Source organism: Dactylosporangium sp. CA-139114, assembly GCF_050955725.1.
Taxonomy (GTDB): Bacteria; Actinomycetota; Actinomycetes; order Mycobacteriales; family Micromonosporaceae; genus Dactylosporangium.
In genome coordinates, this window is record NZ_CP192080.1 from 9,210,552 (window position 1) to 9,231,118 (window position 20,567).

The following is a 20,567-nucleotide window of genomic DNA, read 5'->3' on the forward strand; positions in this document are numbered from 1 at the left end:
ATCCCTATGGCGTGAGCACGAGCTTTCCGCGCACGCCTCCGGCGCTCAGGAGCCGATGCGCGTCCGCCGCCTCGGCCAGGGGCAGCTCCCGGTGCAGGGCGACCCGCAGCAGGCCGCGATCGGCGAGCTCGGCCAGCCAGCGGAGGTCCGCGGCCGACGGGCTGGGGACCACGTACCGGCCGCCCGCCGCGGCGACCGCGGGATTCACCGTGGACACGGCGCGGGCGGGATCGCGGACCTCCCTCAGTACGGCTGCCGTGGTCTCACCTCCGGAGAAGTCGACGGCCACGTCCGCCGGGGACTCGTCGACCGGCTCGGCGCCGAGCTCCTTCAGGAATTCGGCGTCCCCGGTGCCCATGACCCGCTCGGCCCCCAGCGCCCGCGCGATCTGCACCGCGAAGTGCCCGACCCCGCCGGCCGCGTCGTGCACGAGCACCACGTCGCCCTCTCCGGTCCCGGCGGCGCGGAGGGCCTGCAGGGCCGTGACGGCGGCCCTCGGTACCGCCGCCGCTTCGACGAACGTGAGACCGGCCGGCTTGTGGGCGGCGAGCTGCGACGGGACCGCGACCCGCTCGGCGTAGGCGCCGTCGGCCCACGCGTAGACCTCGTCGCCGACCACGAAGTCGGTGACCTCGGGGCCCCGGCCGACGACGACGCCGGCGAGCTCGTGGCCCGGCACGCCGGCGTCCTGGGGGAGATCGTCGTCGACGCCCGCGGCGCGGATCGCCAGCAGGACCTGGTCGGGAGCCGGGCGCGGGTCGGGCAGGTCCCGCAGGGCCAGCGTGTGCTCTGCGGTCAGCGTGATCGCCTTCACGCCTCCATGTCTAGCGGCTGCGGGACCCGCGCGCAGGCGGATATGGCCAGGTCGAGGGAGGTGAGATGGGCAAGTCCCGCCCGGGTGAGGCGCGGCGCCACCCCGGCCGCGAGCCATCCGGGGCCGGCGGCGGCGAAGACGGTACCGGCGAAATCCGCGGCGACCGCGAACAGCCCGGCGGCGTCGGCCGTCTCCGCGGTCTGGGCCCAGATGACCGCGGCGCTCGGGGCGGTTCGCTCCGTAGCGGCGTGCAGGGCGGGCCACGGCAGCCCGGCCCCCAGGGAGAACGTGCCGACACGCAGCTCGAACAGCGCGGCCGCGAGCGCCTTGAGGGGCAGCTCGTGCTGCTCGCCCGGCGCGCAGGCGAGCAGCACGTGGTTGCTGCGGATGTCGGCGTGCCGCGGGACGCTGGCCAGGTCGAGGCCGCGGGCGATGCCCTCGGCGAGGGCGTGCTCGACGGCGATGTCGGCCGGGCCGGCTCCCGCGGCCATCCGCCGCAGGGCCGGGACACAGGCCCCGTTCCAGGTCGCGGCGACGCCGTGGCGCGCCGTCAGCGTGACGACGATGCCGGCGACGGTGCCGCTGTCGAGGTCCCGGGCCGCGTCCAACAGGTCCGAGAGCCGCATACCCAGTCATTCGCCCGGATAGCGGCGCTTGGATGCAGTGCCCCGACGATCAGGCGCTCTGGCGCCGCACGAGGGTCGTGGGCAGGACCGGCGGCTCGTCCCACGGCTCGTTCGACATCTGCGCGAGCAGCTGCCGGGCGGCGGCCGCCCCGATCTCCTCGACCGGCTGCTTGATCGTGGTCAGCGGCGGCTGGGTGAACGCGGCCAGGGGCAGGTCGTCGAAGCCGACCAGGGCCACGTCCTCGGGCACCCGCCGGCCCGACTGCCGCAGCGCGTGCAGCGCCCCGACCGCCATCAGGTCCGACGCGCAGAAGACGGCGTCGAGGTTGGGCCGGTGATCGAGCAGGCGGGTCATGGCGTGCACCCCGGCGGGGCGCGTGAAGTCGCCGTACGCGATCGGGCCCGGGTCCAGCCCCGCCCGTTCGAGCCCCTCGCGGAACCCGGCGAGGCGGTCCACCCCGGCCGAGACGTCCGGCGGCCCGGCGATCGTGACGATGCGCCGGCGGCCGGTGCGGGCGAGGTACTCCACCGCCTGCCGGGCACCGCCGCGGTTGTCCGCGTCGACGTACGACAGGGCACTGCCCTGCAGCGGGCGGCCGATCAGGGTGACCGGCACCCCGAGGGCGGGGAGCGTGACGACGAGGGGGTGGCTGCTGCGGCAGTAGATCAGCAGTACGCCGTCGATGTGCCCGCTGCTGAGGTAGCGCTGCAGCGAGGCGGGGCGCTCGCCCGCGGCGAGGAGCATGGGCATGTCGCGCTCGGCGAACGCGGCACTGGCTCCGGCCAGGACACGGGAGTAGAACGGATCGGCGAAGAGGCGCGCGTTCGGCTCGCACACCACGGCGGCGACGGAACGGGGGCGGCGATCGACAGCGCGGGCGGCACGCTGGCGGACGTAGCCGAGACGGTCAACGGCGTCGCGGACCTGCTGGCGGGCGGCCGGCGAGACACGGGCGGAGCCGTTGAGCACGCGTGAGGCGGTGGCGGAAGACACTCCGGCGAGGGCGGCTACATGGGCAAGAGTGGGGTGTTCGGAGCTGTCACGCATGGGGTCGTGCGTGGGATCGAGCGCTTCTGGAGCGGCGGTAATCGACATCGCGACCTCCTTAGATAGCAAGTCGTCGATTTTGGGAGCGCTTCCATATCGGAGCGTCGTACACCGTTTCTGCGGTGTCAACACGAGATTGCCGCAAGGTTTCGCTACCGGGGTTCTGACTGTAAATTTCAGCGCCGGAGCGTGAGCCGGGTCTCTCCCCGGCGCCGCCGGCACCAGCCGACTCTTCGGTGCGACGAATAGCCCGAGTCCCGCCGATCGGCCGATCTTCTGGGGGAAGATCCTCTTGATGCCGGCCGCGATCGCACCCCAGCGATTCCGCGTCACGTGGGAGGACTATCCTGCCTGCGGGGTGACGTGTTGATCGCTCGGCACCTCACGGAGCTGGCTCGCCAGCTGGTTCAACAGCCTCAGGAGGCCTTTCGTGACCACCGTCGCACCTAAGCCGATCGTCACCAGGCCATGGCCGGTGCACAAGCCGGTCAAGGGCTCGGCGTTCGCTCGGCTGCTGCGCACCACGGACGCGAAGCAGATCGGCCTGATGTACCTCATCACGTCGTTCGTGTTCTTCATGATCGGCGGGTTCATGGCGCTGCTGATGCGCGCCGAGCTCGCCCGCCCGGGCCTGCAGTTCCTCTCGCCTGAGCAGTACAACCAGCTGTTCACCATGCACGGCACGATCATGCTGCTGTTCTTCGCGACGCCGATCGTCTTCGCGTTCGCGAACTACATCACGCCGCTGCAGATCGGCGCCCCCGACGTCTCCTTCCCCCGGCTCAACGCGTTCGCCTACTGGCTCTACGCGTTCGGTGGCTCGATCACGCTGATCGGGTTCATCACGCCGGGCGGCGCGGCGGACTTCGGCTGGTTCGCCTACGCGCCGCTGAACAGCATCATCAACTCCCCCGGCGTCGGCGCCGACCTCTGGATCGTCGGCCTGGTGCTCTCCGGCCTCGGCACCATCCTCGGCGCGGTCAACATGATCACGACGGTGCTGACCCTGCGCGCGCCCGGCATGACGATGTTCCGGATGCCGATGTTCACCTGGAACATCCTGGTGACGAGCGTCCTGGTGATCATGGTCTTCCCGATCCTGGCCGCCGCGCTGCTGGCCCTGGAGGCCGACCGCCGCCTGGGCGCGCACGTCTACGACGCCGAGACCGGCGGGGCGATGCTCTGGCAGCACCTCTTCTGGTTCTTCGGCCACCCCGAGGTCTACATCGTGGCGCTGCCGTTCTTCGGCATCATCACCGAGGTCATCCCGGTCTTCAGCCGCAAGCCGGTCTTCGGCTACAAGGGCCTCGTCGGCGCGACGATCGCGATCGGCGCCCTGTCGATGAGCGTGTGGGCGCACCACATGTTCGCCACGGGCCAGGTCCTGATGCCGTTCTTCTCGTTCCTGAGCTTCGTCATCGCCGTGCCGACCGGCATGAAGTTCTTCAACTGGATCGGCACCATGTGGCGAGGCCAGATCACCTTCGAGACGCCGATGCTCTTCGCGATCGGCTTCCTGGTGACCTTCCTCTTCGGTGGCCTGTCGGGCGTGCTGCTGGCCAGCCCGCCCATCGACTTCCACGTGTCGGACACCTACTTCGTGGTCGCCCACTTCCACTACGTGCTCTTCGGCACGATCGTCTTCGCGGTGTACTCCGGCATCTACTTCTGGTTCCCGAAGATGACCGGCCGCATGCTGGACGACCGCCTGGGCAAGATCCACTTCTGGCTGACCACGATCGGCTTCCACACCACGTTCCTGGTCCAGCACTGGCTCGGCACGCAGGGCATGCCCCGCCGCTACGCCGACTACCTGGCCACGGACGGCTTCACGACGCTGAACACGATCTCCACGATCGGCTCGTTCATCACCGGCCTGTCGACGCTGCCGTTCATCTGGAACGTGTGGAAGTCGTACAAGACCGGCCGCGTCGTCGAGGTCAACGACCCGTGGGGCCACGGCATGTCCCTGGAGTGGGCGACGTCCTGCCCGCCGCCGCTGCGCAACTTCGACAGCATGCCGCGCATCCGCTCGGAGCGGCCGGCCTTCGACGCCCGCTTCCCGGCCCACGCGCCCGGCCACTCCCTGGAGGCCCCGCCGCCCGGCGGCGCCCGGCCCCTCAGCCACGAGGCCGACGGCGGCGCCAGCTACCAGGACTCCTGACCCGTCTGCGCCTTCCGCGACGCCCTCGGCACCTTTCTGGTGCCGGGGGCGTCGCGGCGTTTACGGGCGGCAGCGGCGGGCTGAGGGCGGTGGCAAGAGCATCAAGCAGCGGAGAGCTACCGCGATGTCCGCCGGGGTACGGACCGTTACTCCCGTGGCCTCACCCTCCGCGGCTGGTTGCGCTTCCTACTGGCGTCGGGTTCCCGGAACTCGTAAGGTCCCCGCCCCGTCGCGCTCCCCACTCGGCGCCGGTTCCCGATCTCGTGAGGTCTTCGCCCCGTCGCGCTCCCCACTCGGCGCCAGTTCCCGGAACTCGTAAGGTCTTCGCCCCGTCGCGCTTCCCATTCGGCGCTGGGCCCGCGGATCGATGTTGTGCAGATCTCGTGATGGCGGCCGCCGATCTGACGGGCTCGCCCCTACGCTGCGGGCATGACGAAAATCCGGGTCTGGCTGATCATCTTCATCGTCGGCCTGGTAGCCAGCGGCGTGACCGCGTTCCCCCTGGAGCACGAGGTTCGCTGGCTGCATCACCTGCTGGACGGCTCCCCCGCCCCGCAGGCCCTGGTGGATTGGATCGCCCGGGTCGACCGCGGCATCACCGAGACCAACGACCGCTACCCCTTCATCATGTACGGCACGGACTGGCTCGCCTTCGCCCACCTCGTCATCGCCGTCGCCTTCTGGGGCCCCTTCCGCGACCCGGTGCGCAACATCTGGATCATCGACTGGGGCATGATCGCCTGCGTCGGCATCGTGCCGCTGGCCCTGTTCGCCGGCCCCGTGCGCGGCATCCCGCTCTGGTGGTCGGTCATCGACATCTCGTTCGGCGTCTTCGGCATCATCCCCCTGCTCGTCGTGCGCCGTTTGATCAAGCGCCTGGGCAGCGCGGAGGCCGCTAACCAAGATGCTCCCGAAAAACCGTTGCGGGTGATCCATGGGGCTGGCTAGGTTGGTCGTACACGGGAAAGGAGGTGGTCCAAAGTTGTGTAGCAATGGGACTCGTGAGGTGACTGTCCGCTAGTCGCCGTCCTCTGGACTCGCACTTCGTTTGTCCGCCCGGATGGCGGCAGGCGAATACGAGACAGCCACCCAGCCCCCGAGGCTTTCCGGTGTAGTCCGACCGGCCCACGCGCCTAGCGCGGGAACCTCGGGGGCTGTTCCATTTCCTGGACCAGTCCAGCCTCCCGGTCGCTGCTTCTCCTGCCACCCTCGTGTTCGTTCACCTCGCGCGGGTATCTCGGCTCCGGCCACTCCTCGCTTTCGCACCACCACGCGCGCCCGACCTCGCGCGGGTGCCGCCTTCAGCCGCCGCTCGCTCCCGCCGCCTGTGCTCCCCGCCACTCGCTCCCCGCCACTCGGTCCCCGCCGCTTTGTGCTCTCCGCCTGTGCCTGCGCTCCCCGCCGCATGCGCTCTCCGCCGCTTGCCCCCGCCGCTCGCTCCCCGCCGCCTGCGCTCCCCGCCGCTTGGCCCCGCCGCTCGCTCCCCGCCGCCTGCGCTCCCCGCCGTCTGTGCTTCTCCGCCCCTGCGCGCCCACCTCGCGCGGGTCTCGCCGACGTCTCGTCTCCGGCCTTCCACTGCCTTCCACCGCCACGTTCGTCCGCCTCGCGCGCCGGCCCGTTCCCCGCCGCCGGGACCAGGCACTGCGCGCGGCGAGCACGGCGAATGTCCGACACGAGCAGCGAGCGATCCGCCGCACGGATGGGCGGATTCGCAAACGCGCGATGCGTCCGGCGTTCCCGGCCGTGGCTCGGATTCCCTATCCTGTGGCCATGATCTCCGCGAAACGGCTGCGCGCACATGTCGAGGCGCTCACCGCGCACGGACCGCGGTTCGAGGACCTGCCGGGAGTCGCCGCCTGCCTGCGGTACTCGACGGATCAGCTCAGCGCCATGGGCCTCAAAGTGCGCGTCGAGCGCTACGGCAGCGAGTTGCACCAGGTCAACCTCGTGGCCGAGATCGAGGGCGGCACCTCCGACGATGCCGTCGAACTGTGCGCGCACTGGGACACCGTCGAGGTCAGCCCCGGCGCCGACGACAACGCGAGCGGCGTGGCCGGCGTGCTGGAGGCCGCCCGCGTCCTGCGCGACGCGGACCTGCCCGCCCGCACCATTCGTTTCTGTCTGTTCGGCGGCGAAGAGTCAGGATTCGACGGCAGCGCCGCGCACCAAGCGTTCATCACCGCGCAGACGGAGTCGATCGTCTTCGAGATGATCGGGCACACCGCCGCGCACCAACGCATCCCGGATGAGCTCAGCGACTTCCTGGAGGCCCCCGAGCGCGGCGACTTCATCGCCCTCGTGGCCGACGAGCGCTCCCAGGACCTGCAGACGCGATTCGCGCGCCACCTGGAAATACCGTCGCTGCCGCTGATCCTGCCGGCATTCGCCGAGCATGTCGCAATGCGCAGTGACCACGTACCGTACTGGGACGCCGGCCGCCGCTCCCTCCTCGTAACGGACACGGCCGACTATCGCAACGCGCACTACCACCGCGCCGACGACACCGCGGACACGCTGGACTACGAGTTCGCAGCCAATGTCGTGACCGCCGCCGTGCGAACGGTCACGGAACTCGCCCAGTAAGCCCGCCCCGTGCATCGCCGTTCCCAGCGCCACGCGAATGGTCGACCGACTCCACGCCGCGCGGGCGTTGACCGACCCTACGCCGCACGGACATCGACCCCCATGCCGCACGGACGTTGACCGACCAACGCTGCACGGGGACGTCTACGAACCTCAGCACTGCGCGAATGTTTACCGGCCCCAACGCCGTGCGGACGCGTGATGTGCTCAAGCGTGCTGCGGCAACCGCACGTGTGGCACGCCCGAACGTGCAGGGGCGACCGCACGTGTGGCACGCCCGAACGTGCAGGGGCGACCGCACGTGCGGCACGCCCGAACGAGTAGGGGCGACCGCACGTGCGGCACGCCCGAACGAGCAGGGGCGACCGCACGTGCGGCACGCCCGAACGAGCAGGGGCGACCGCACGTGCGGCACGCCCCCACGTGTGGCGGCGACCGACGTGTGGCACGCCCGCACGTGTGGCGGCGACCGACGTGTGGCACGCCCGCACGTGTGGCGCGCCCGACCTCGTGGGCATCGACGCGTGACGGGCTAGCGTTCATGGCGTGGCACGATGCTCGGGTGTCCATCCGACTCTTGATCGCCGACGACCAGGCCCTCGTGCGGGGCGCGCTCGCGGCGCTGCTCGATCTCGAGGCCGATCTGTCCGTCGTCGCGGAGGTCGGGCGCGGGGACGAGGTCGTCGCGGCCGCGCGGGAGCACCGGCCGGACGTCGCCCTGCTCGACGTGGAGATGCCCGGCCTCGACGGGATCGCGGCCGCCGCCGCGCTGCGCAAGGCGCTGCCCTCGTGCAAGGTGCTGATGGTGACGACGTTCGGCCGCCCCGGATATCTCCGGCGCGCGATGGCCGCCGGCGCATCCGGGTTCGTCGTGAAGGACACGCCCGCGAAGCAGCTCGCCGACGCCGTCCGCCGCATCGCCCAGGGCCTCCGCGTGGTCGACCCGACCCTGGCCGCCGAGACCCTGGCCAGCGGCGACAGTCCTTTGACGCCGCGCGAGGCCGACGTACTACGCGCAGCCCGAGAAGGCGGCACCGTGGCCGACGTCGCCGCGCAGCTCGGTCTGTCCGAGGGCACCGTGCGCAACCACTTGTCCGCGGCCATCGGCAAGACCGGCGCCCGCACCCGAGCCGAAGCCGTCCGCCTGGCCGACGAAAACGGCTGGCTCTAGCCACACCGCCTCCCCGAACTGGCCGTTCGCGCCGTGGGTGCCACGCGCAACCCGCACAACGGACGGTGAGCGAACGTGCAAAGCCCGACCCGCACGGCGGGACGTGAGCGAGCGCGCAGGCGGACCCGCACAAACGCCGGGGATTGGGACGGCGGGACATGAGCGAACCTGCATGCACGACTCGCGCGGCGCGCGGTGAGCGAATGTGCATGCACGACTCGCGCGGCGGGACGTGAGCGAATGTGCATGCGTGACTTGCACGGGCCAATGTGAGCGAACGTGCGGTGTGCGGCCGGTCCGGAATCGCTTGCGGTGACTCGGCGTGGTGGTGGGCATCGAGCGTTCGTCCAGCGGTGCTCGTGCAGAACGGCCGCGTGCCGCTCACGAGAGTGGATGGCCCCGCCCCTAAGGGCTGAATGATTGCGACCGGGGACGTAGAGTCGCGGCATGACCGCACTTCTCGCGAGCGGCCGCGACGCGGATGTCTATGCGCTCGACGAGCGGCGAGTGCTCCGGCGGTACCGTCGCGGCGGGGATGTCGCGGCGGAGGCGGCGATCATGCGGTACGTCTCCGATCATGGGTATCCCGTCCCGCGCATCTACCAGGCCGAGGGCGCCGACCTGGTCATGGAGCGCCTCGACGGGCCCACGATGCTGCAGGCCCTCGGCGACGGCGCCCTCGACCTCAAGGCGGGCGCCACCGTGCTGGCCGATCTGCTCGAACGGCTGCACAAAGTGCGCGTTCGCTCAGCCACCGACCCCGGCACACGCATTCTCCACCTCGATCTGCACCCCGAAAACGTCGTCATGACCGAGGGCGGCCCCGTCGTCATCGACTGGCGCAACAGCTGCGAGGGGCCGCCGGAGCTGGACGTGGCGATGACGGCGCTCATCATCGCCACGGTCGCGGTGCTGCCGGGGCACCAGTTCGCCGAGCGGGCCGAGGCATTCCTGGACACGCTCCTGAGTTGCACTCGCGACAACCCCCTCTCCCAGCTCGAAGCCGCCGTGCACCGGCGTTCCGCCGACGCCAACGTCACCGCCGACGAGAAGGTCCACCTGCACGAGGCCAAGCTCCTGGTCACCACGGCCGCGCGCGCCCACTTCTGAGCGGGTCACGGCGCGCCGGCGTCGCCGAGGCGCAGGCCCGCACGATCGCCGCGGCCTAGTGCGGTGTCCACCAACCTTGCCGGCTCCGAGACACAGCCGAACGAGCGCTCACGGCGGCGGCCACCAACCCGGTCAACGTTGGCGGTCAACGCACTAGGCGCTCGGCGGCGACGAGGCTGGGCCCAGGTCACAGGTCACAGGTCATAGTCGCGGCCGACCAGGGCCCGGCGGTGCGCAGGCGAGGGCGAATAACCCGATCAGGGCGGCGTACCGGGTTCGGGGTGGCGCCACGCTTTGCCTCATGGAAGAACTCTTCGTCCGACAGGTGGACATCGGCGTGGCCGACATGGACATCTGCGTCGATGACCGGCTCACCACCACCCGGGTCGTCGTTGAGCGCGCCACGGCTACCGATCGCCGTGGTGGACATGAGCGCGAACTCCTCCTTGTGTACGGCGCCGAAGAAACGCGGGCCGTGGCCGATGCCCTGCACCGAGCCTCCGAGGTGGCGGCCGGCTGAGCCGGTCGGCCGCATTGCGGAGGGAACACTGCGCGCTGGCGAACGGACGAAGGCACTGCGCCCGGTTGCGCATGACGAGCCGCGCCCGGCCGAGAGGAGGGCCGGGCGGCCGAGGAGGACGAGCCGCGCCCGGTCGAGGAGGACGTGCCGGGCCCGGTCGAGCGTGGCGAACCGCGAGCGCGCTCACACTGTTGAGCGCTCAACTAACGCGCTACTCTGGAAGTATGAACGAGCTTCCCCTTCTCGAGCGGCACCTCGCGGTAGCCGTGCCGGCCAGTCGCGAGCAGCGGACGTGGGCGCCCGAGGACGGGGCGCTGCCCAGCCTGTACATCAGCCATGGCGCGCCGCCGCTGCTCGAGGACGCCGAATGGATGCGCCAGCTGCTCGACTGGGCGCTCGACCTGCCCAAGCCGAAGGCGATCCTGATCGTGAGCGCGCACTGGGAGCAGGCGCCGCTGAGTGTGTCGGCCACGGCCGCCGGCACGCCGCTGGTGTACGACTTCGGCGGCTTCAAGCCCGTGTTCTGGACGCTGCGGTACGACACGCCGGACGCCACCGGGCTCGCGCGCAAGGTCGCGGCCCTCATGCCCGACTCGGAGCCGCTGCACGAGCACAGCAGCCGCGGGCTCGATCACGGGGCCTGGGTGCCGCTCATGACGATGTACCCGCTCGGCGACGTCCCGGTGCTGCAGCTCAGCCTGCCCACCCACGACCCCGATCGGCTGCTCGAGCTCGGGCGCCGGCTGCGGCCGCTGCGGCAGGAGGGCGTGCTCGTCATCGGCTCCGGGTTCATGACCCACGGGCTGCCGTTCCTCACGCGGGAGCACTGGACCGGGCACGGCACCCCGCCGGGCTGGTCGGCCGACTTCGACGACTGGGCCGCCGACGCGCTCGCCCGCGGAGACGTCGACACGCTGAGCCGGTACGCCAGCCAGGCCCCGGGCATGCCGTTCGCGCACCCGACGGCCGAGCACTACACGCCGCTGTTCGTCACGCTCGGCGCCGCCGACCAGCCCGACGCCCCGGTGCGGTCGGTCATCGACGGCTACTTCATGGGCCTGTCCAAGCGCTCGCTGCAGACGGCCTAGCGCCGGGAAGCCGGCACCAGCGCGGCCACGCGGTTGTGGATCTTCTCGCGGGTCCGCACCGGCAGCGCGTCGGCCGGGAGGAGCCGGGGCAGCAGCTCCGGCTCGGCGGTCAGCGCGCGGAAGGCGAGGCCGATCGTGACGTCGTGGGGCGGGATGTGGACCACGCGCACCTCGTCGCCGGCCCGGACCGAGCCGGGGTGGATGACGCGGAGATAGGCACCGGGGATCGCGCGCCGGGTGAAGGTCTTGATCCAGCCCCGCTCCCCCAGCCAGCCGGCGAACGTGCGGCAGGGGATGCGCGGGGCGGACACCTCGAGCACGACCGTGTCGCCCACGAGCCAGCGCTCGCCGATCCGGGCGCCGGTCACGTCCAGGCCGGACGTGGTCAGGTTCTCGCCGAAGACGCCGCCGGGCAGGTCGCGGCCCAGCTGCGCGGCCCACGTGTCGAGGTCCTCGCGGGCGTAGGCGTACACGGCCTGGTCCGGGCCGCCGTGGTGGCGGGTGTCGCAGACGCGGTCGCCCGCCACGCCGGTCTCCTGCGTCCCGCGCGGGCCGGGCACGAAGATCGCCACCGGGCCGTCGACGGGTCGCTTGTCGATGCCCGTGTGCGACACGTCGGAGTGCTGGGTGCGCACGGGCGTGCCGACGTTGACGGAGAGCAGGTAGGCCACCCGGTCAACCTAGCGGGTGACGCGCCGCGGCCGCGCCGTCATTTCGGGCACACAACGACGGCCGGCCCGATGTCCCGGACCGGCCGTCGTCGATGTGCGGGTTAGGGGAAGTTGACCAGGTACACGTTGTTGGTGGTCGAGTTCGCCGCCGCCCCCGTGTTGTTGATGACGTGGCTGATGGTGCCGACCCCGCCGAGCGAGACGATCGCCATGTTGTGGAACTTCACGCCCGCGACCGCCGGGACCTCGAACGCGCGGGCCGAGACCACGGAGTTGTTGACGTTGAAGAAGCAGTAGCTGCCCAGGCCCCAGGCCTCGAAGCTGGTGACCCCCGACGCGACCTTGATGGCCGGGTAGCCCTGCGTCGAGCCGTTCATCCAGGCCGCCTGGTTCGGCGGGTCGTAGGGCATCTCGTTCTGGAAGAAGACGATCCGGCCGTTGGCGCCGTTCCAGACGACCTCGTTCTTCTGGTAGTGCTCCACGAACAGGCCGGTCGCCAGGACGTTGTCGCCGTTGACGGTGAGGCCGTTGTCCGCGGTGTTGACCGTCCAGCCGATGCCGCTGCCGTGGTCGGCGCGCCAGGCCCAGGTGTGGTCGATGATCGTGTTGTTCGCGTTGACCACCAGGCTGTTCGTGGCCTTGCCGGCGACCATGCCGCCGATGCGGAAGAACACGTCCTGGACCGTGGTCGGGTTGCTCGCGTGGGACACGGCCGTCTTGGCCGGGCCGACCTTGAGCAGGGTGTCGCTGTTGGTGGTGCCGGCGTCGAAGAGCAGGCCCTTGAGCCGCACGCCGTCGACGTCGGCGACGTCCATCGCGTTGACGCCGCCGTCCGGGATGATCGTCGGGTAGCCGATGCCGAGGACGACCGTGTTGGCCTTGGTCACGTGCAGCGTCTGGTTGACGTGGTAGACGCCGGGCGTGAAGAAGACGTTGCAGCCGTTGGCGAGGGCGGTGTTGATCGTCGCGGCGGAGTCGCTGGGCTTGGCGACGAAGAAGGTGCTCATCGGCACCGAGGTGCCGGGGGTCGAGCCGCCGGCCCAGCTCGCGCCGGACGCGTTGGTGCGCAGCGAGGGCAGGAACACGCGGTACTTGCCGCTGCCGTCGATGTAGAGGTAGGGCACGTCCCGCGAGACGGGGGTCGTGGCCAGGGTCGTGTAGCGGGGACCGGCGGCCGGGTTGGTGTTGAAGTTGTTCGCCGGGGCGCCGTTGACGCCGGAGAAGACCATGTTCCAGTTGGAACCGCTCCAGCTGCCCAGGGTGCTGTCCTTGGTGTACCACTGCTGCTGCGACGCCGACTCGACGTTGCCGTCCACCTTGGAGTCGGAGATGTAGCCGCCGCTGGCCCAGCCGTAGCTGGCCGGGAACAGGTTGAGCCCGCCGATGACGTGCATGCGGCGGTACGGCGCGGCCTGGGCGACGGCCCAGCGGTTGGTCCCGCCGAGGGTGTTGACCGACAGGTTCTCCGCCGAGCGCCAGAAGTTCTGGGTGGCGTTGCCCGCGTCGCTGGCGTTGAAGGCGTCGACCGTGACGGCGCCGTTGATGCGCGTGTCGTCGGGGTTCTGGCCGAGGCCCAGGATCGAGGTGTTGAAGCCGATGTTCGCGCCGACGGCGTAGGGGGTGGTGCTCGGCTTGAACACCAGGGCGTCGCGGCGGGTCCCGAACTGCGCGGACTGGGTGTCCTTCTGCGCGTTGAAGACCGAGTCGAGCGACGCCTGGATGGCCGCGTCGCTCATCGAGTGGTCATAGATGTGCACGTTCGGGCCGAAGTCCGGCGTGTCGGAGTACGTCGGGCAGGTGCCGGTCGGCGGCGGCGGTGTGGTGATGGCGAACTTCTGGGCGCCGGTGCCGTTGCAGTCCCAGATCTGCAGGCGGGTGCCGTTGGCGGTGGCCCCGCTCGGCGAGTCCATGCACCGGCCGGACTGCGGGTTCTTCATCGAGCCGTCGGCCTGCGCGACCCACTGCTGGGCGCCCGTGCCGTTGCAGTCCCACAGCTGCAGCTTGGTGCCGTTGGCGGTGCCGCCGCTGACCACGTCGAGGCACCGGCCGATCGCGGTCAGCGCGGTGCCGCTCCAGGTCCAGTGCTGGTCGGCGGCGGCGGCCTGGCAGTCCCACAACTGGGCCGCGGTGCCGTTCACGCCGGTGTCGTCGCCGGAGATGTCGACGCACTTGCCGCCGGGACCGATGATCGGGTTGCCGGTGACGGCGGCGGACGCCGACCCGATGACGCCGGCGAGGCCGAACGCGACAACGGTCAATGTCGTCCCGGCCAGCAGAACATTGCGTAGGGCGCGAGATCTGGAACTCATGGGCTGCCTGCTTTCGAGGTTGCCGGCCGGGCGCGATCCATGGCGGTGAGAGCGCTCTCAGCGAGTACGTGAAGTGTTGCGTCGATGTGACCCCGTAGTCAAGAGCCTGAAAATTCAGTGTCTGGAGAGCGCTCTCTCAAGCCCATGACTCGGGTCCGCGGTGGTGCGGACCGTCGCTCCCGCCAGACACCGCTCGGCGCTGGCGCGCCGTCGCTGCCAGGTCCGTGGGTGGTCGCGCTGCCCCGATATCCCGCCGAGAACCCGGCCCCCGACGCGCCGCTGCGACATCCCGGTGACGGAGGGAGACCCGGAGCGCCTGACCGGCACGGTCGGGCGCGACGATCTGGCGGACCCATCGCGAGCAGCGGGCCGGCGGGCACATCCGTGCCGTGGTGGACGGCGACGGTCCGCGCGGGGCCCCCGGTGATGGTGCCGTCGGGGTCGGCGACGATCGCCCCGTCGGGGCGGACCACGTCGACGTGCGTCTTCGCGGTCACATCGGCTCGTCCGACGAGTAGCACGCGGTCGCGATGTTGATGCGCAGTGTGTCGGTGCCCTCGGGGGCGACCGAGATCTTGACCCGGTCGGGCGTGATCGCGTTCAGGGAGCCGTCGGCCCCGGGCGGCGCGACCGTGTACCGCGCGCCGCTGAAGTGCTCGCGCAGCTTCTGCAGGGCGGCGTTCTGCTGGTCGGTGGGGACGGGCACGTCACCGTAGGTGATCGCGGTGAACGTGTGCGGGCCCTCGCACGGCGTCAGGTTGCTCGTCGGCGGCCCGCTCAGCGTCGCGCCCAGGGCCGTGACGGCCTCGGTGCGGTACTTGTCCGCGAGCGCCTGCGCATCCGCGTGCGGCATGGCGACCACGCTCCCGGCCGACGGCTCGGCGGCGGGCGCGGGAGCGCTCTTGTCGTCGTTCGAGCAGCCGGCCAGCACGGCGGCGGTCAGGAACAGGCTCAGGATGCGCCTCACTGCACACTCCAAGAGGACGTCGGCGGCAACGTGATCAAGCTAGGTCGTACACGGTCGTCGGAATGTCGCGGGCGCACAGCCGGGTGATGATCAGCGGCTCGATGCGCTCCCCCAGCCGCCGAGGTCGTTGCCCACATGCGCAATGATCTTGGGACCGGCGGCCGGCGGGCTGGTCGCGTCGCCCTGGACGTAACGCAGCGGCACCACGCCAGCAACGTACCCGCGATCACCGCGTCCCGCAGATTCAGGACGTGACGTGTCGCGGCAGCACCAGAGCGAACGCGCGCGGGAAGCCCAGCGGCTCCAGCCGCCGCGCCGCCACGTCCGCGACCGGGATCGAGGTCACCACGCCCCGGGCCGGGTTGAAGCACTCCAGCACCCCGTCGTGGTGCCCCACGATCAGCACCCAGTGGCGCGGGATCGCGGCGCCGATGAGCATCGCCACCGGCCAGTCGCACTCCACCGCCGCGATCGCCGCGCTCAGGTCGCCGCGGAAGAACCGCCATCCGTAGCGCACGCCCAGCGCCGCCGTGTGCGCGGAGATGACCCCGGCCACGCCCCACGGGGTGGTGCCGAGCTTGCGGGGCCACAGCCGGTTGGCGGCGGCGTGGATGCGGTGCTGCTCCTCGCCCGCGTCCGTGACGGTCGCGCCGTAGGAGGGGTCCAGGGCCGCGGAGGCGACCATCGCGACCGTGGGGCCACAGGTGAAGCCGTCGGTCTGCCGTACGAACGCGTAGTCGGGCACGGCAGTAGACAATAGGGAACCGTCAACCCCGGCGCAGGAGCCGTCCCACGGCCGCCATCATCTCCGTGGCCATCTCCTCGCCCTTGCCCTCCTGGGCGCCGTTGTGCATGCAGTGCCGGGCGTGGTCGTCGAGCAGCCCGAGCGCCACCTTGTCCAGGGCGGCCTGGATGGCGCTGATCTGGGTGAGCACGTCGATGCAGTACCGGTCCTCGTCCACCATCTTCTCCACGCCGCGCACCTGGCCCTCGATGCGGCGCAGGCGGCTCTGGAGCTGGTCCTTGGTGGCGGTGTACCCACGCGGCGTCGGGCTGGTCATACCCACCAGCATACCCGCGTTCGGGGTAACCCCCTGGGGGTATGAAGCGGCGGCTAGACCGCCAGGGTCAGCCGGTCCGGGAGCACCACGCAGATGCGGCAGCGGGCCTCGTACGTGTACGTCCCGTCGTCCGGCAGCGCCGTCGAGGGCGCGAGCTCCCGGATCATCGGCTCGCCGCGCTCGAGCACCTGCGTGTGGACGGCCGAGAACGAGCGGCAGCGGTCGCACACCGCGCGCCGGTAGGTGACGCTCGCGGGCCCGAGCTCCAGCAGCGCCCGCACCGGCGCGAACAGCTCGCCGCGGTGGTCGAGGTCGATGCCGGCCGCCACCACGCGCGTGCCCCGCTCGAGCAGCCGGCGCACGACGAGCATGTCCGCGAGCGTGAACATGTGCACCTCGTCGATGCCGACGACGTCGAGCTCCTCGTCCAGCGCCGCGGCCAGCGAGGTCGCCTTGACGGTCGTGAGCGCGGCGCCGCTGCGCGAGACGACACCGGCGTCGCGCACGTGGCGCGCGCTCTGGAACACGCGGTGGCGCGCGTCCGTGTACTGCAGCGGCGAGAGCAGGCTCACCAGCTCCAGCGACTTGCCACTCTTCATCGGGCCGAGGATGACGGTCAGATCCACGGCGTCACGGTACGCCTTCGCGACTGTAGGAATTTTCACCCCAGGTTGCGACCTTCGCCGGGAACGGGCATGTTTGAGTGATGCAGGTCGTCTCGCCGCCCAGCCGCCTGCGGCGCAGCGTGCGACGACTCGCGATGGCCGTCTGCGCGCTGATCATCGGCGCCGGCTTCACCCCCGCCCTGCCGTCCACAGTGGAGCCGGTGCGCCCCGCGCCGGTGTCACTCAACGCCGCCGCACCCCCGGCGCCCGCGCCGAAGTCCACAGTGGACGATGCGCGGCCGGTCGCTCCGCGCACCCACGCCGGGCCCGCCCTCGCGGGCGGCTCGAGCCCGCTGCTCACCGGCCGCCACGTGGGTGCCGTGGCGGGCCGGGCACCACCGGCGCACCCGGCGTGAGACGAACCCCTCCCTGACCGGTCTCGCCATCCGAGGTGCCCCCACCATGCAGAACTTCTCGCACGGCATGCAGGAAGCGCTGGCCATCTGGCTGGCCCTGCTCGCCGCCGTCATCATCACGTTCCTGATCGTGACGCTCATCTCCCGCCGCGGCTCCGGCGGACCGTCCTGGTGGAGCCGCCTGCGCAAGGCGATCCGCGACCCCGAGGCCGTGCGCGAGAAGCAGGCCAAGCTCGAGCGCAGCGCCAAGGAGATCGAAGAGCTGCGGCGGTACTGCGCCGAGGTCGCCATCGCCGCCGAGCGCGCCAACGCCATGGCCGAGCGCCGGCGGGGCGAGTGGGAGGCGGCCCAGCGGACCCAGGAGGCCGCGTGGCGCGCGTTCGAGGAGGCGGAGCAGGCCGTGCACCGCCTCCGCCGCGCCAACGCGTTCCCGGCGACCGAGGACGACGACCCGGAGAACCGCCGCCGCGACCTCGTCCGCATGGTCAACGCCGCGCACGACCGCGGCGAGATCACGGCCTCGGACCTGGCCGACGCGCTCATGCACCGCAACGGGTGGGACCCGCGGGCGCACCCGTTCGCCCAGCAGCTCATGCTGCGCAAGGTCATCCGGGACCGGAAGTTCCACGCGTACCAGGAGGCGTCGGAGATCGAGCGCCAGACCGCGAAGGCCGCGGACATGGCCGCGGCCGCGAAGCGGAGCCTGGACGACGAGGCCTTCGACGCCGAGCTGCGCCTGCGCAAGGCGACCGCGGTCGCGCCCGAGCAGTCCGCGCCGTCCTTCCGCGCGGCGACCGCCCGCTCCTGAATCACGGCCCCCGGTTTCGCTTTTCAAGGTCAAGTTCGCTTGACCGGGCGTAACGTATGCGTAACATTGCGTGATCACGGGGGCCGGTCATGGGCATTGAGCTGTCGATCGTTGCGGGCCAGTGTTATGCGTCGTCCAGCGTCAACGCCCACGGGCAGGACCGCCATCCGACGAGCGAGTCGGAGGTGGAGCTGTTCGGCCTCGGCGACGACGGCCTGGCCGAGGCCGTGGCCGCGTGCCTGGGCCGTGCGCCGGACCGGGTGCAGATCGACGGCCTGCTGCACGGCACGCACGGCTGGACGCCAGTCACCACGACGCTGCGCGTGGCGAGCGCCTCGATCACCGGGGTGGGCTCCGAGCCGGTGGAGCTGCCGATCGAGGACGTTCCCCGGCTGATCGCCACCGCGGCCCACCTGTGGTCCCCGAACGGCGGGGTGGCGGCGGCGGAGCACCTGCGGTACGACATCGAGATCCCCAACGTCCAGCGCCTCACCTACGAGCACGCGTGGGGCGCCGACACCATCGAGTCGGCGAGCACGGCGCTGGCGGACGGCGCCCGGGGCGACACCCTGCTCGCGCTGCGGCTGGAGCTGGGCGTCCGGATCGTCTACGACGCCTACCTGAGCGGCGACGTGGCGGTGCTGTTCCGCGACGGCCACGAGGGCCACCGGGTCTGGGGCGTGGACATCGGCACCATCATGGCCGCCGGCGCCCTGCCCAACGGCCGGAACTTCGCCGAGAACGTGAGCATCCGCTACCTGGCCGGCGCCCGGGTGGTCCACGCGGGCCCGGGCGGCACCCGGTCGACCTTCAGCGGCCCCGGCATCCGGGCCGGCGAGGACCTGGCACTCGTCCACGCCTAGGACCGTCCGGGTCGGGTCGATCAAAAGAGCGCGACCACACGCGGGCCTGGCAGCGTCGGCGCGCCAGCGCCGAGCGGTGTCTGGCGGGAGCGACGGTCCGCACCACCGCGGACCCGAGTCATCATGCACGGCTGAAGCCGGCCTTCGCGCCGGGCTGCCGCTGCTCGTCGCCCGGCTGGGACTGCCGCTCGCGGCCGGCGGGCGCGCCGTGGCCGTGACGAGCGCGGAAGGCGAGCAGCAGCAGGACCGCGCCCAGGAAGGCGACCAGCGCGGCGGTCGCCGCCGTGGTGTGCATCGCGGCGACGAAGGCGTCGTTCGCCCGCTCGGTCAGGTCCGGGCGGTGCAGGGCATCGGCGACCGCGCGGGTGTGCTCGGCCGACGGGGCCGCCGCGTCGCGGGCCGCGGGCGGGAGGCCGGCCAGGGCCGGGGCGATGCGGTCGCGGTACGTCGTGGTGAGCACCGCGCCCAGCAGCGCGATGCCTAGCACGCTGCCGACCTGCCGGACGCTGTTGTTCACGGCCGAGCCGGCGCCCATGCGGTCCAGGGGCAGCACGGCGATGACGGCGGCCACGGTCGGCGCGATCGTCATGCCCATGGCGGTGCCGCTGACCAGGCCGACGGCGCAGAACCAGACCAGCGGGGTGTCCACGTCGAAGGCCAGGTTGGCCAGGAACGCGGCCGCCACGACGAGCAGGCCGCCGCCGCTGACCAGGCCCACCCCGAACCGTCTCGCGAGCCGCGCGCCCAGGCCGGAGCCGATCGCCACGCCCAGGGCGCCGGGCAGGAAGGCCAGGCCGGTGGCGAGGGCGCTCATGCCGCGGGCGCCCTGGAGATAGAAGTTGCCGTAGAACATCTGGCCGGTGATGGCGAAGAACAGCGCGGCGAGGGCGACGTTGCCGGCGCTGAAGCGGCCGCTGCGGAACAGGCGCGGGTCGAACGACGGCTCGGGCGCGCGCCACTCGAAGACGGTGAACAGCGCGAGCAGCGCCAGGCCGAGCAGGACCGGGCCCCACACCCGCACGCGGGCCCAGTCGGTGTCCTGGCCGGCCTCGATGAGGCCGTAGGCGAGGGACGCCAGGCCGGCCGTGGACAGCAGCAGGCCGATCGGGTCCGGGCGGCGCCGCTGGGCGAGCTTCGGATTCGGTACCGCCCACGCGATCCCCGCCAGCGCGAGCGCCACGACGGGCAGGTTGACCAGGAAGACCGAGCCCCACCAGAAGTGGTCCACGAGCACGCCGCCGAGCAGCGGGCCGAGCGCGACGCCGACGCCGCTGGAGGCCGACCACACGGCGATCGCCCCGGCCCGGCGCTCGGGCGGGAACGTGGCGCCGATGATCGCCATGGACGTGGGCATCATCATCGCGCCGCCGAGGCCCATCAGGCCGCGGGCCAGGATCAGGCCGGTCGCGTCGCCGGCCCAGGCGGCCCAGACCGAGGCGGCACCGAAGCCGAGGAGGCCGAGGACCAGGATCGTGCGGTGGCCGTACCGGTCGCCGAGCGCGCCGGCGGCGAAGAGCGCGGTGGCGAACAGCAGCGCGTAGGAGCCGACGGCCCACTGCAGCTGGCCCGGCGTGGCCCCGAGGCCGGTGCGCGGGTCCGCGATGCGCTCCAGGGCGATGCCCAGGATGGTGGTGTCGATCCAGATGAGCACCGCGGCGAAGACGAGCACGGACAGCACCCGGCGCTGCCGCAGTAGATTCATTGACAGGTCCCTGACGGTCATGATGGCCACGCTCCCGCAAT

20 protein-coding genes are annotated in these 20,567 nt (G+C 71.6%); 10 read left to right on the top strand and 10 right to left on the bottom strand.

Going from position 1 to position 20,567, the window contains the following annotated elements:
* Nucleotides 1–4 precede the first annotated feature (4 nt).
* From ACQP2P_RS41355 to ACQP2P_RS41365, 3 genes are read right to left on the bottom strand one after another with little or no spacing between them, the layout of a single operon-like run.
* Complete coding sequence (locus tag ACQP2P_RS41355; protein WP_433610469.1) at nucleotides 5–814, bottom strand: NADP-dependent oxidoreductase; 810 nt, start codon at nucleotides 812–814, stop codon at nucleotides 5–7.
* Nucleotides 811–1,440, bottom strand: a complete 630-nt coding sequence (locus tag ACQP2P_RS41360) for a transcriptional regulator (protein ID WP_433610471.1) — start codon at nucleotides 1,438–1,440, stop codon at nucleotides 811–813. The genes ACQP2P_RS41355 and ACQP2P_RS41360 overlap by 4 nt, the downstream gene beginning before the upstream one ends.
* Nucleotides 1,441–1,489: 49 nt before the next feature.
* Nucleotides 1,490–2,410 carry a LacI family DNA-binding transcriptional regulator gene (locus ACQP2P_RS41365; protein WP_433080304.1) on the bottom strand — a complete coding sequence of 307 codons (921 nt, stop codon included), beginning with the start codon at nucleotides 2,408–2,410 and terminating at the stop codon, nucleotides 1,490–1,492.
* 508 nt (nucleotides 2,411–2,918) lie between these two features.
* On the opposite strand from ACQP2P_RS41365, the gene ctaD reads away from it, so the two are divergent.
* From ctaD to ACQP2P_RS41400, 7 genes are all read left to right on the top strand, one after another.
* Nucleotides 2,919–4,652: a cytochrome c oxidase subunit I gene (ctaD, locus tag ACQP2P_RS41370; RefSeq protein WP_433610474.1), complete on the top strand. Its 1,734-nt coding sequence runs from the start codon at nucleotides 2,919–2,921 to the stop codon at nucleotides 4,650–4,652.
* Between the two features lie 429 nt (nucleotides 4,653–5,081).
* Entirely contained in the window at nucleotides 5,082–5,600 is a 519-nt protein-coding gene (locus ACQP2P_RS41375; RefSeq protein ID WP_433610476.1) for a hypothetical protein, read from the top strand.
* A gap of 561 nt (nucleotides 5,601–6,161) precedes the next feature.
* A complete protein-coding gene (locus ACQP2P_RS41380) occupies nucleotides 6,162–7,235 on the top strand; it encodes a M20/M25/M40 family metallo-hydrolase (protein WP_433610478.1) in 1,074 nt (357 codons plus the stop codon).
* A 541-nt stretch (nucleotides 7,236–7,776) separates the two neighbouring features.
* Complete coding sequence (locus ACQP2P_RS41385; protein WP_433610480.1) at nucleotides 7,777–8,406, top strand: response regulator transcription factor; 630 nt, start codon at nucleotides 7,777–7,779, stop codon at nucleotides 8,404–8,406.
* Nucleotides 8,407–8,853: 447 nt separating this feature from the next.
* Nucleotides 8,854–9,516 (top strand): phosphotransferase, encoded by a 663-nt coding sequence (locus tag ACQP2P_RS41390; protein ID WP_433610482.1) that lies wholly within the window; start codon nucleotides 8,854–8,856, stop codon nucleotides 9,514–9,516.
* A 301-nt stretch (nucleotides 9,517–9,817) separates the two neighbouring features.
* A complete protein-coding gene (locus ACQP2P_RS41395; protein WP_433610484.1) occupies nucleotides 9,818–10,036 on the top strand; it encodes a hypothetical protein in 219 nt (72 codons plus the stop codon).
* 224 nt (nucleotides 10,037–10,260) lie between these two features.
* Nucleotides 10,261–11,124, top strand: a complete 864-nt coding sequence (locus ACQP2P_RS41400) for a dioxygenase family protein (RefSeq protein WP_433610486.1) — start codon at nucleotides 10,261–10,263, stop codon at nucleotides 11,122–11,124.
* Here the strand turns inward: ACQP2P_RS41400 and ACQP2P_RS41405 are convergent.
* From ACQP2P_RS41405 to ACQP2P_RS41430, 6 genes are all read right to left on the bottom strand, one after another.
* Nucleotides 11,121–11,795: an MOSC domain-containing protein gene (locus ACQP2P_RS41405; protein ID WP_433610488.1), complete on the bottom strand. Its 675-nt coding sequence runs from the start codon at nucleotides 11,793–11,795 to the stop codon at nucleotides 11,121–11,123. The genes ACQP2P_RS41400 and ACQP2P_RS41405 overlap by 4 nt on opposite strands.
* A gap of 101 nt (nucleotides 11,796–11,896) precedes the next feature.
* Nucleotides 11,897–14,104, bottom strand: coding sequence for a ricin-type beta-trefoil lectin domain protein (locus ACQP2P_RS41410; RefSeq protein ID WP_433610490.1), 2,208 nt, complete (start codon nucleotides 14,102–14,104; stop codon nucleotides 11,897–11,899).
* A 493-nt stretch (nucleotides 14,105–14,597) separates the two neighbouring features.
* A complete protein-coding gene (locus tag ACQP2P_RS41415) occupies nucleotides 14,598–15,071 on the bottom strand; it encodes a lipoprotein (RefSeq protein ID WP_433610492.1) in 474 nt (157 codons plus the stop codon).
* A 244-nt stretch (nucleotides 15,072–15,315) separates the two neighbouring features.
* Entirely contained in the window at nucleotides 15,316–15,816 is a 501-nt protein-coding gene (locus ACQP2P_RS41420) for a hypothetical protein (RefSeq protein ID WP_433610494.1), read from the bottom strand.
* A 22-nt stretch (nucleotides 15,817–15,838) separates the two neighbouring features.
* Entirely contained in the window at nucleotides 15,839–16,132 is a 294-nt protein-coding gene (locus ACQP2P_RS41425; protein ID WP_433080324.1) for a metal-sensitive transcriptional regulator, read from the bottom strand.
* Between the two features lie 53 nt (nucleotides 16,133–16,185).
* Nucleotides 16,186–16,758, bottom strand: a complete 573-nt coding sequence (locus ACQP2P_RS41430) for a thymidine kinase (RefSeq protein WP_433610496.1) — start codon at nucleotides 16,756–16,758, stop codon at nucleotides 16,186–16,188.
* 80 nt (nucleotides 16,759–16,838) lie between these two features.
* On the opposite strand from ACQP2P_RS41430, the gene ACQP2P_RS41435 reads away from it, so the two are divergent.
* The 3 genes from ACQP2P_RS41435 to ACQP2P_RS41445 all read left to right on the top strand — a co-directional run bounded on the left by ACQP2P_RS41435 (nucleotide 16,839) and on the right by ACQP2P_RS41445 (nucleotide 18,824).
* Nucleotides 16,839–17,153, top strand: a complete 315-nt coding sequence (locus ACQP2P_RS41435; RefSeq protein WP_433610498.1) for a hypothetical protein — start codon at nucleotides 16,839–16,841, stop codon at nucleotides 17,151–17,153.
* A gap of 46 nt (nucleotides 17,154–17,199) precedes the next feature.
* The gene (locus tag ACQP2P_RS41440) at nucleotides 17,200–17,961 is read left to right on the top strand and encodes a hypothetical protein (RefSeq protein WP_433610500.1); all 762 of its coding nucleotides are present in this window, start codon (nucleotides 17,200–17,202) and stop codon (nucleotides 17,959–17,961) included.
* Between the two features lie 89 nt (nucleotides 17,962–18,050).
* Nucleotides 18,051–18,824 carry a hypothetical protein gene (locus ACQP2P_RS41445; protein WP_433610502.1) on the top strand — a complete coding sequence of 258 codons (774 nt, stop codon included), beginning with the start codon at nucleotides 18,051–18,053 and terminating at the stop codon, nucleotides 18,822–18,824.
* 121 nt (nucleotides 18,825–18,945) lie between these two features.
* On the opposite strand, the gene ACQP2P_RS41450 is transcribed toward ACQP2P_RS41445, so the two are convergent.
* The gene (locus tag ACQP2P_RS41450) at nucleotides 18,946–20,526 is read right to left on the bottom strand and encodes an MFS transporter (protein ID WP_433610504.1); all 1,581 of its coding nucleotides are present in this window, start codon (nucleotides 20,524–20,526) and stop codon (nucleotides 18,946–18,948) included.
* Between the last annotated feature and the right edge of the window lie 41 nt (nucleotides 20,527–20,567).

What these genes read in the sequence shown, in the direction of transcription:
- ACQP2P_RS41360 (WP_433610471.1), bottom strand. Translation starts at nt 1,440, where the DNA reads ATGCGGCTCTCGGACCTGTTGGACGCGGCCCGGGACCTCGACAGCGGC.
- ACQP2P_RS41375 (WP_433610476.1), top strand. Translation starts at nt 5,082, where the DNA reads ATGACGAAAATCCGGGTCTGGCTGATCATCTTCATCGTCGGCCTGGTA.
- ACQP2P_RS41385 (WP_433610480.1), top strand. Translation starts at nt 7,777, where the DNA reads ATGGCGTGGCACGATGCTCGGGTGTCCATCCGACTCTTGATCGCCGAC.
- ACQP2P_RS41390 (WP_433610482.1), top strand. Translation starts at nt 8,854, where the DNA reads ATGACCGCACTTCTCGCGAGCGGCCGCGACGCGGATGTCTATGCGCTC.
- ACQP2P_RS41395 (WP_433610484.1), top strand. Translation starts at nt 9,818, where the DNA reads ATGGAAGAACTCTTCGTCCGACAGGTGGACATCGGCGTGGCCGACATG.
- ACQP2P_RS41400 (WP_433610486.1), top strand. Translation starts at nt 10,261, where the DNA reads ATGAACGAGCTTCCCCTTCTCGAGCGGCACCTCGCGGTAGCCGTGCCG.
- ACQP2P_RS41410 (WP_433610490.1), bottom strand. Translation starts at nt 14,104, where the DNA reads ATGAGTTCCAGATCTCGCGCCCTACGCAATGTTCTGCTGGCCGGGACG.
- ACQP2P_RS41425 (WP_433080324.1), bottom strand. Translation starts at nt 16,132, where the DNA reads ATGACCAGCCCGACGCCGCGTGGGTACACCGCCACCAAGGACCAGCTC.
- ACQP2P_RS41435 (WP_433610498.1), top strand. Translation starts at nt 16,839, where the DNA reads ATGCAGGTCGTCTCGCCGCCCAGCCGCCTGCGGCGCAGCGTGCGACGA.
- ACQP2P_RS41440 (WP_433610500.1), top strand. Translation starts at nt 17,200, where the DNA reads ATGCAGAACTTCTCGCACGGCATGCAGGAAGCGCTGGCCATCTGGCTG.
- ACQP2P_RS41445 (WP_433610502.1), top strand. Translation starts at nt 18,051, where the DNA reads ATGGGCATTGAGCTGTCGATCGTTGCGGGCCAGTGTTATGCGTCGTCC.
- ACQP2P_RS41450 (WP_433610504.1), bottom strand. Translation starts at nt 20,526, where the DNA reads ATGAATCTACTGCGGCAGCGCCGGGTGCTGTCCGTGCTCGTCTTCGCC.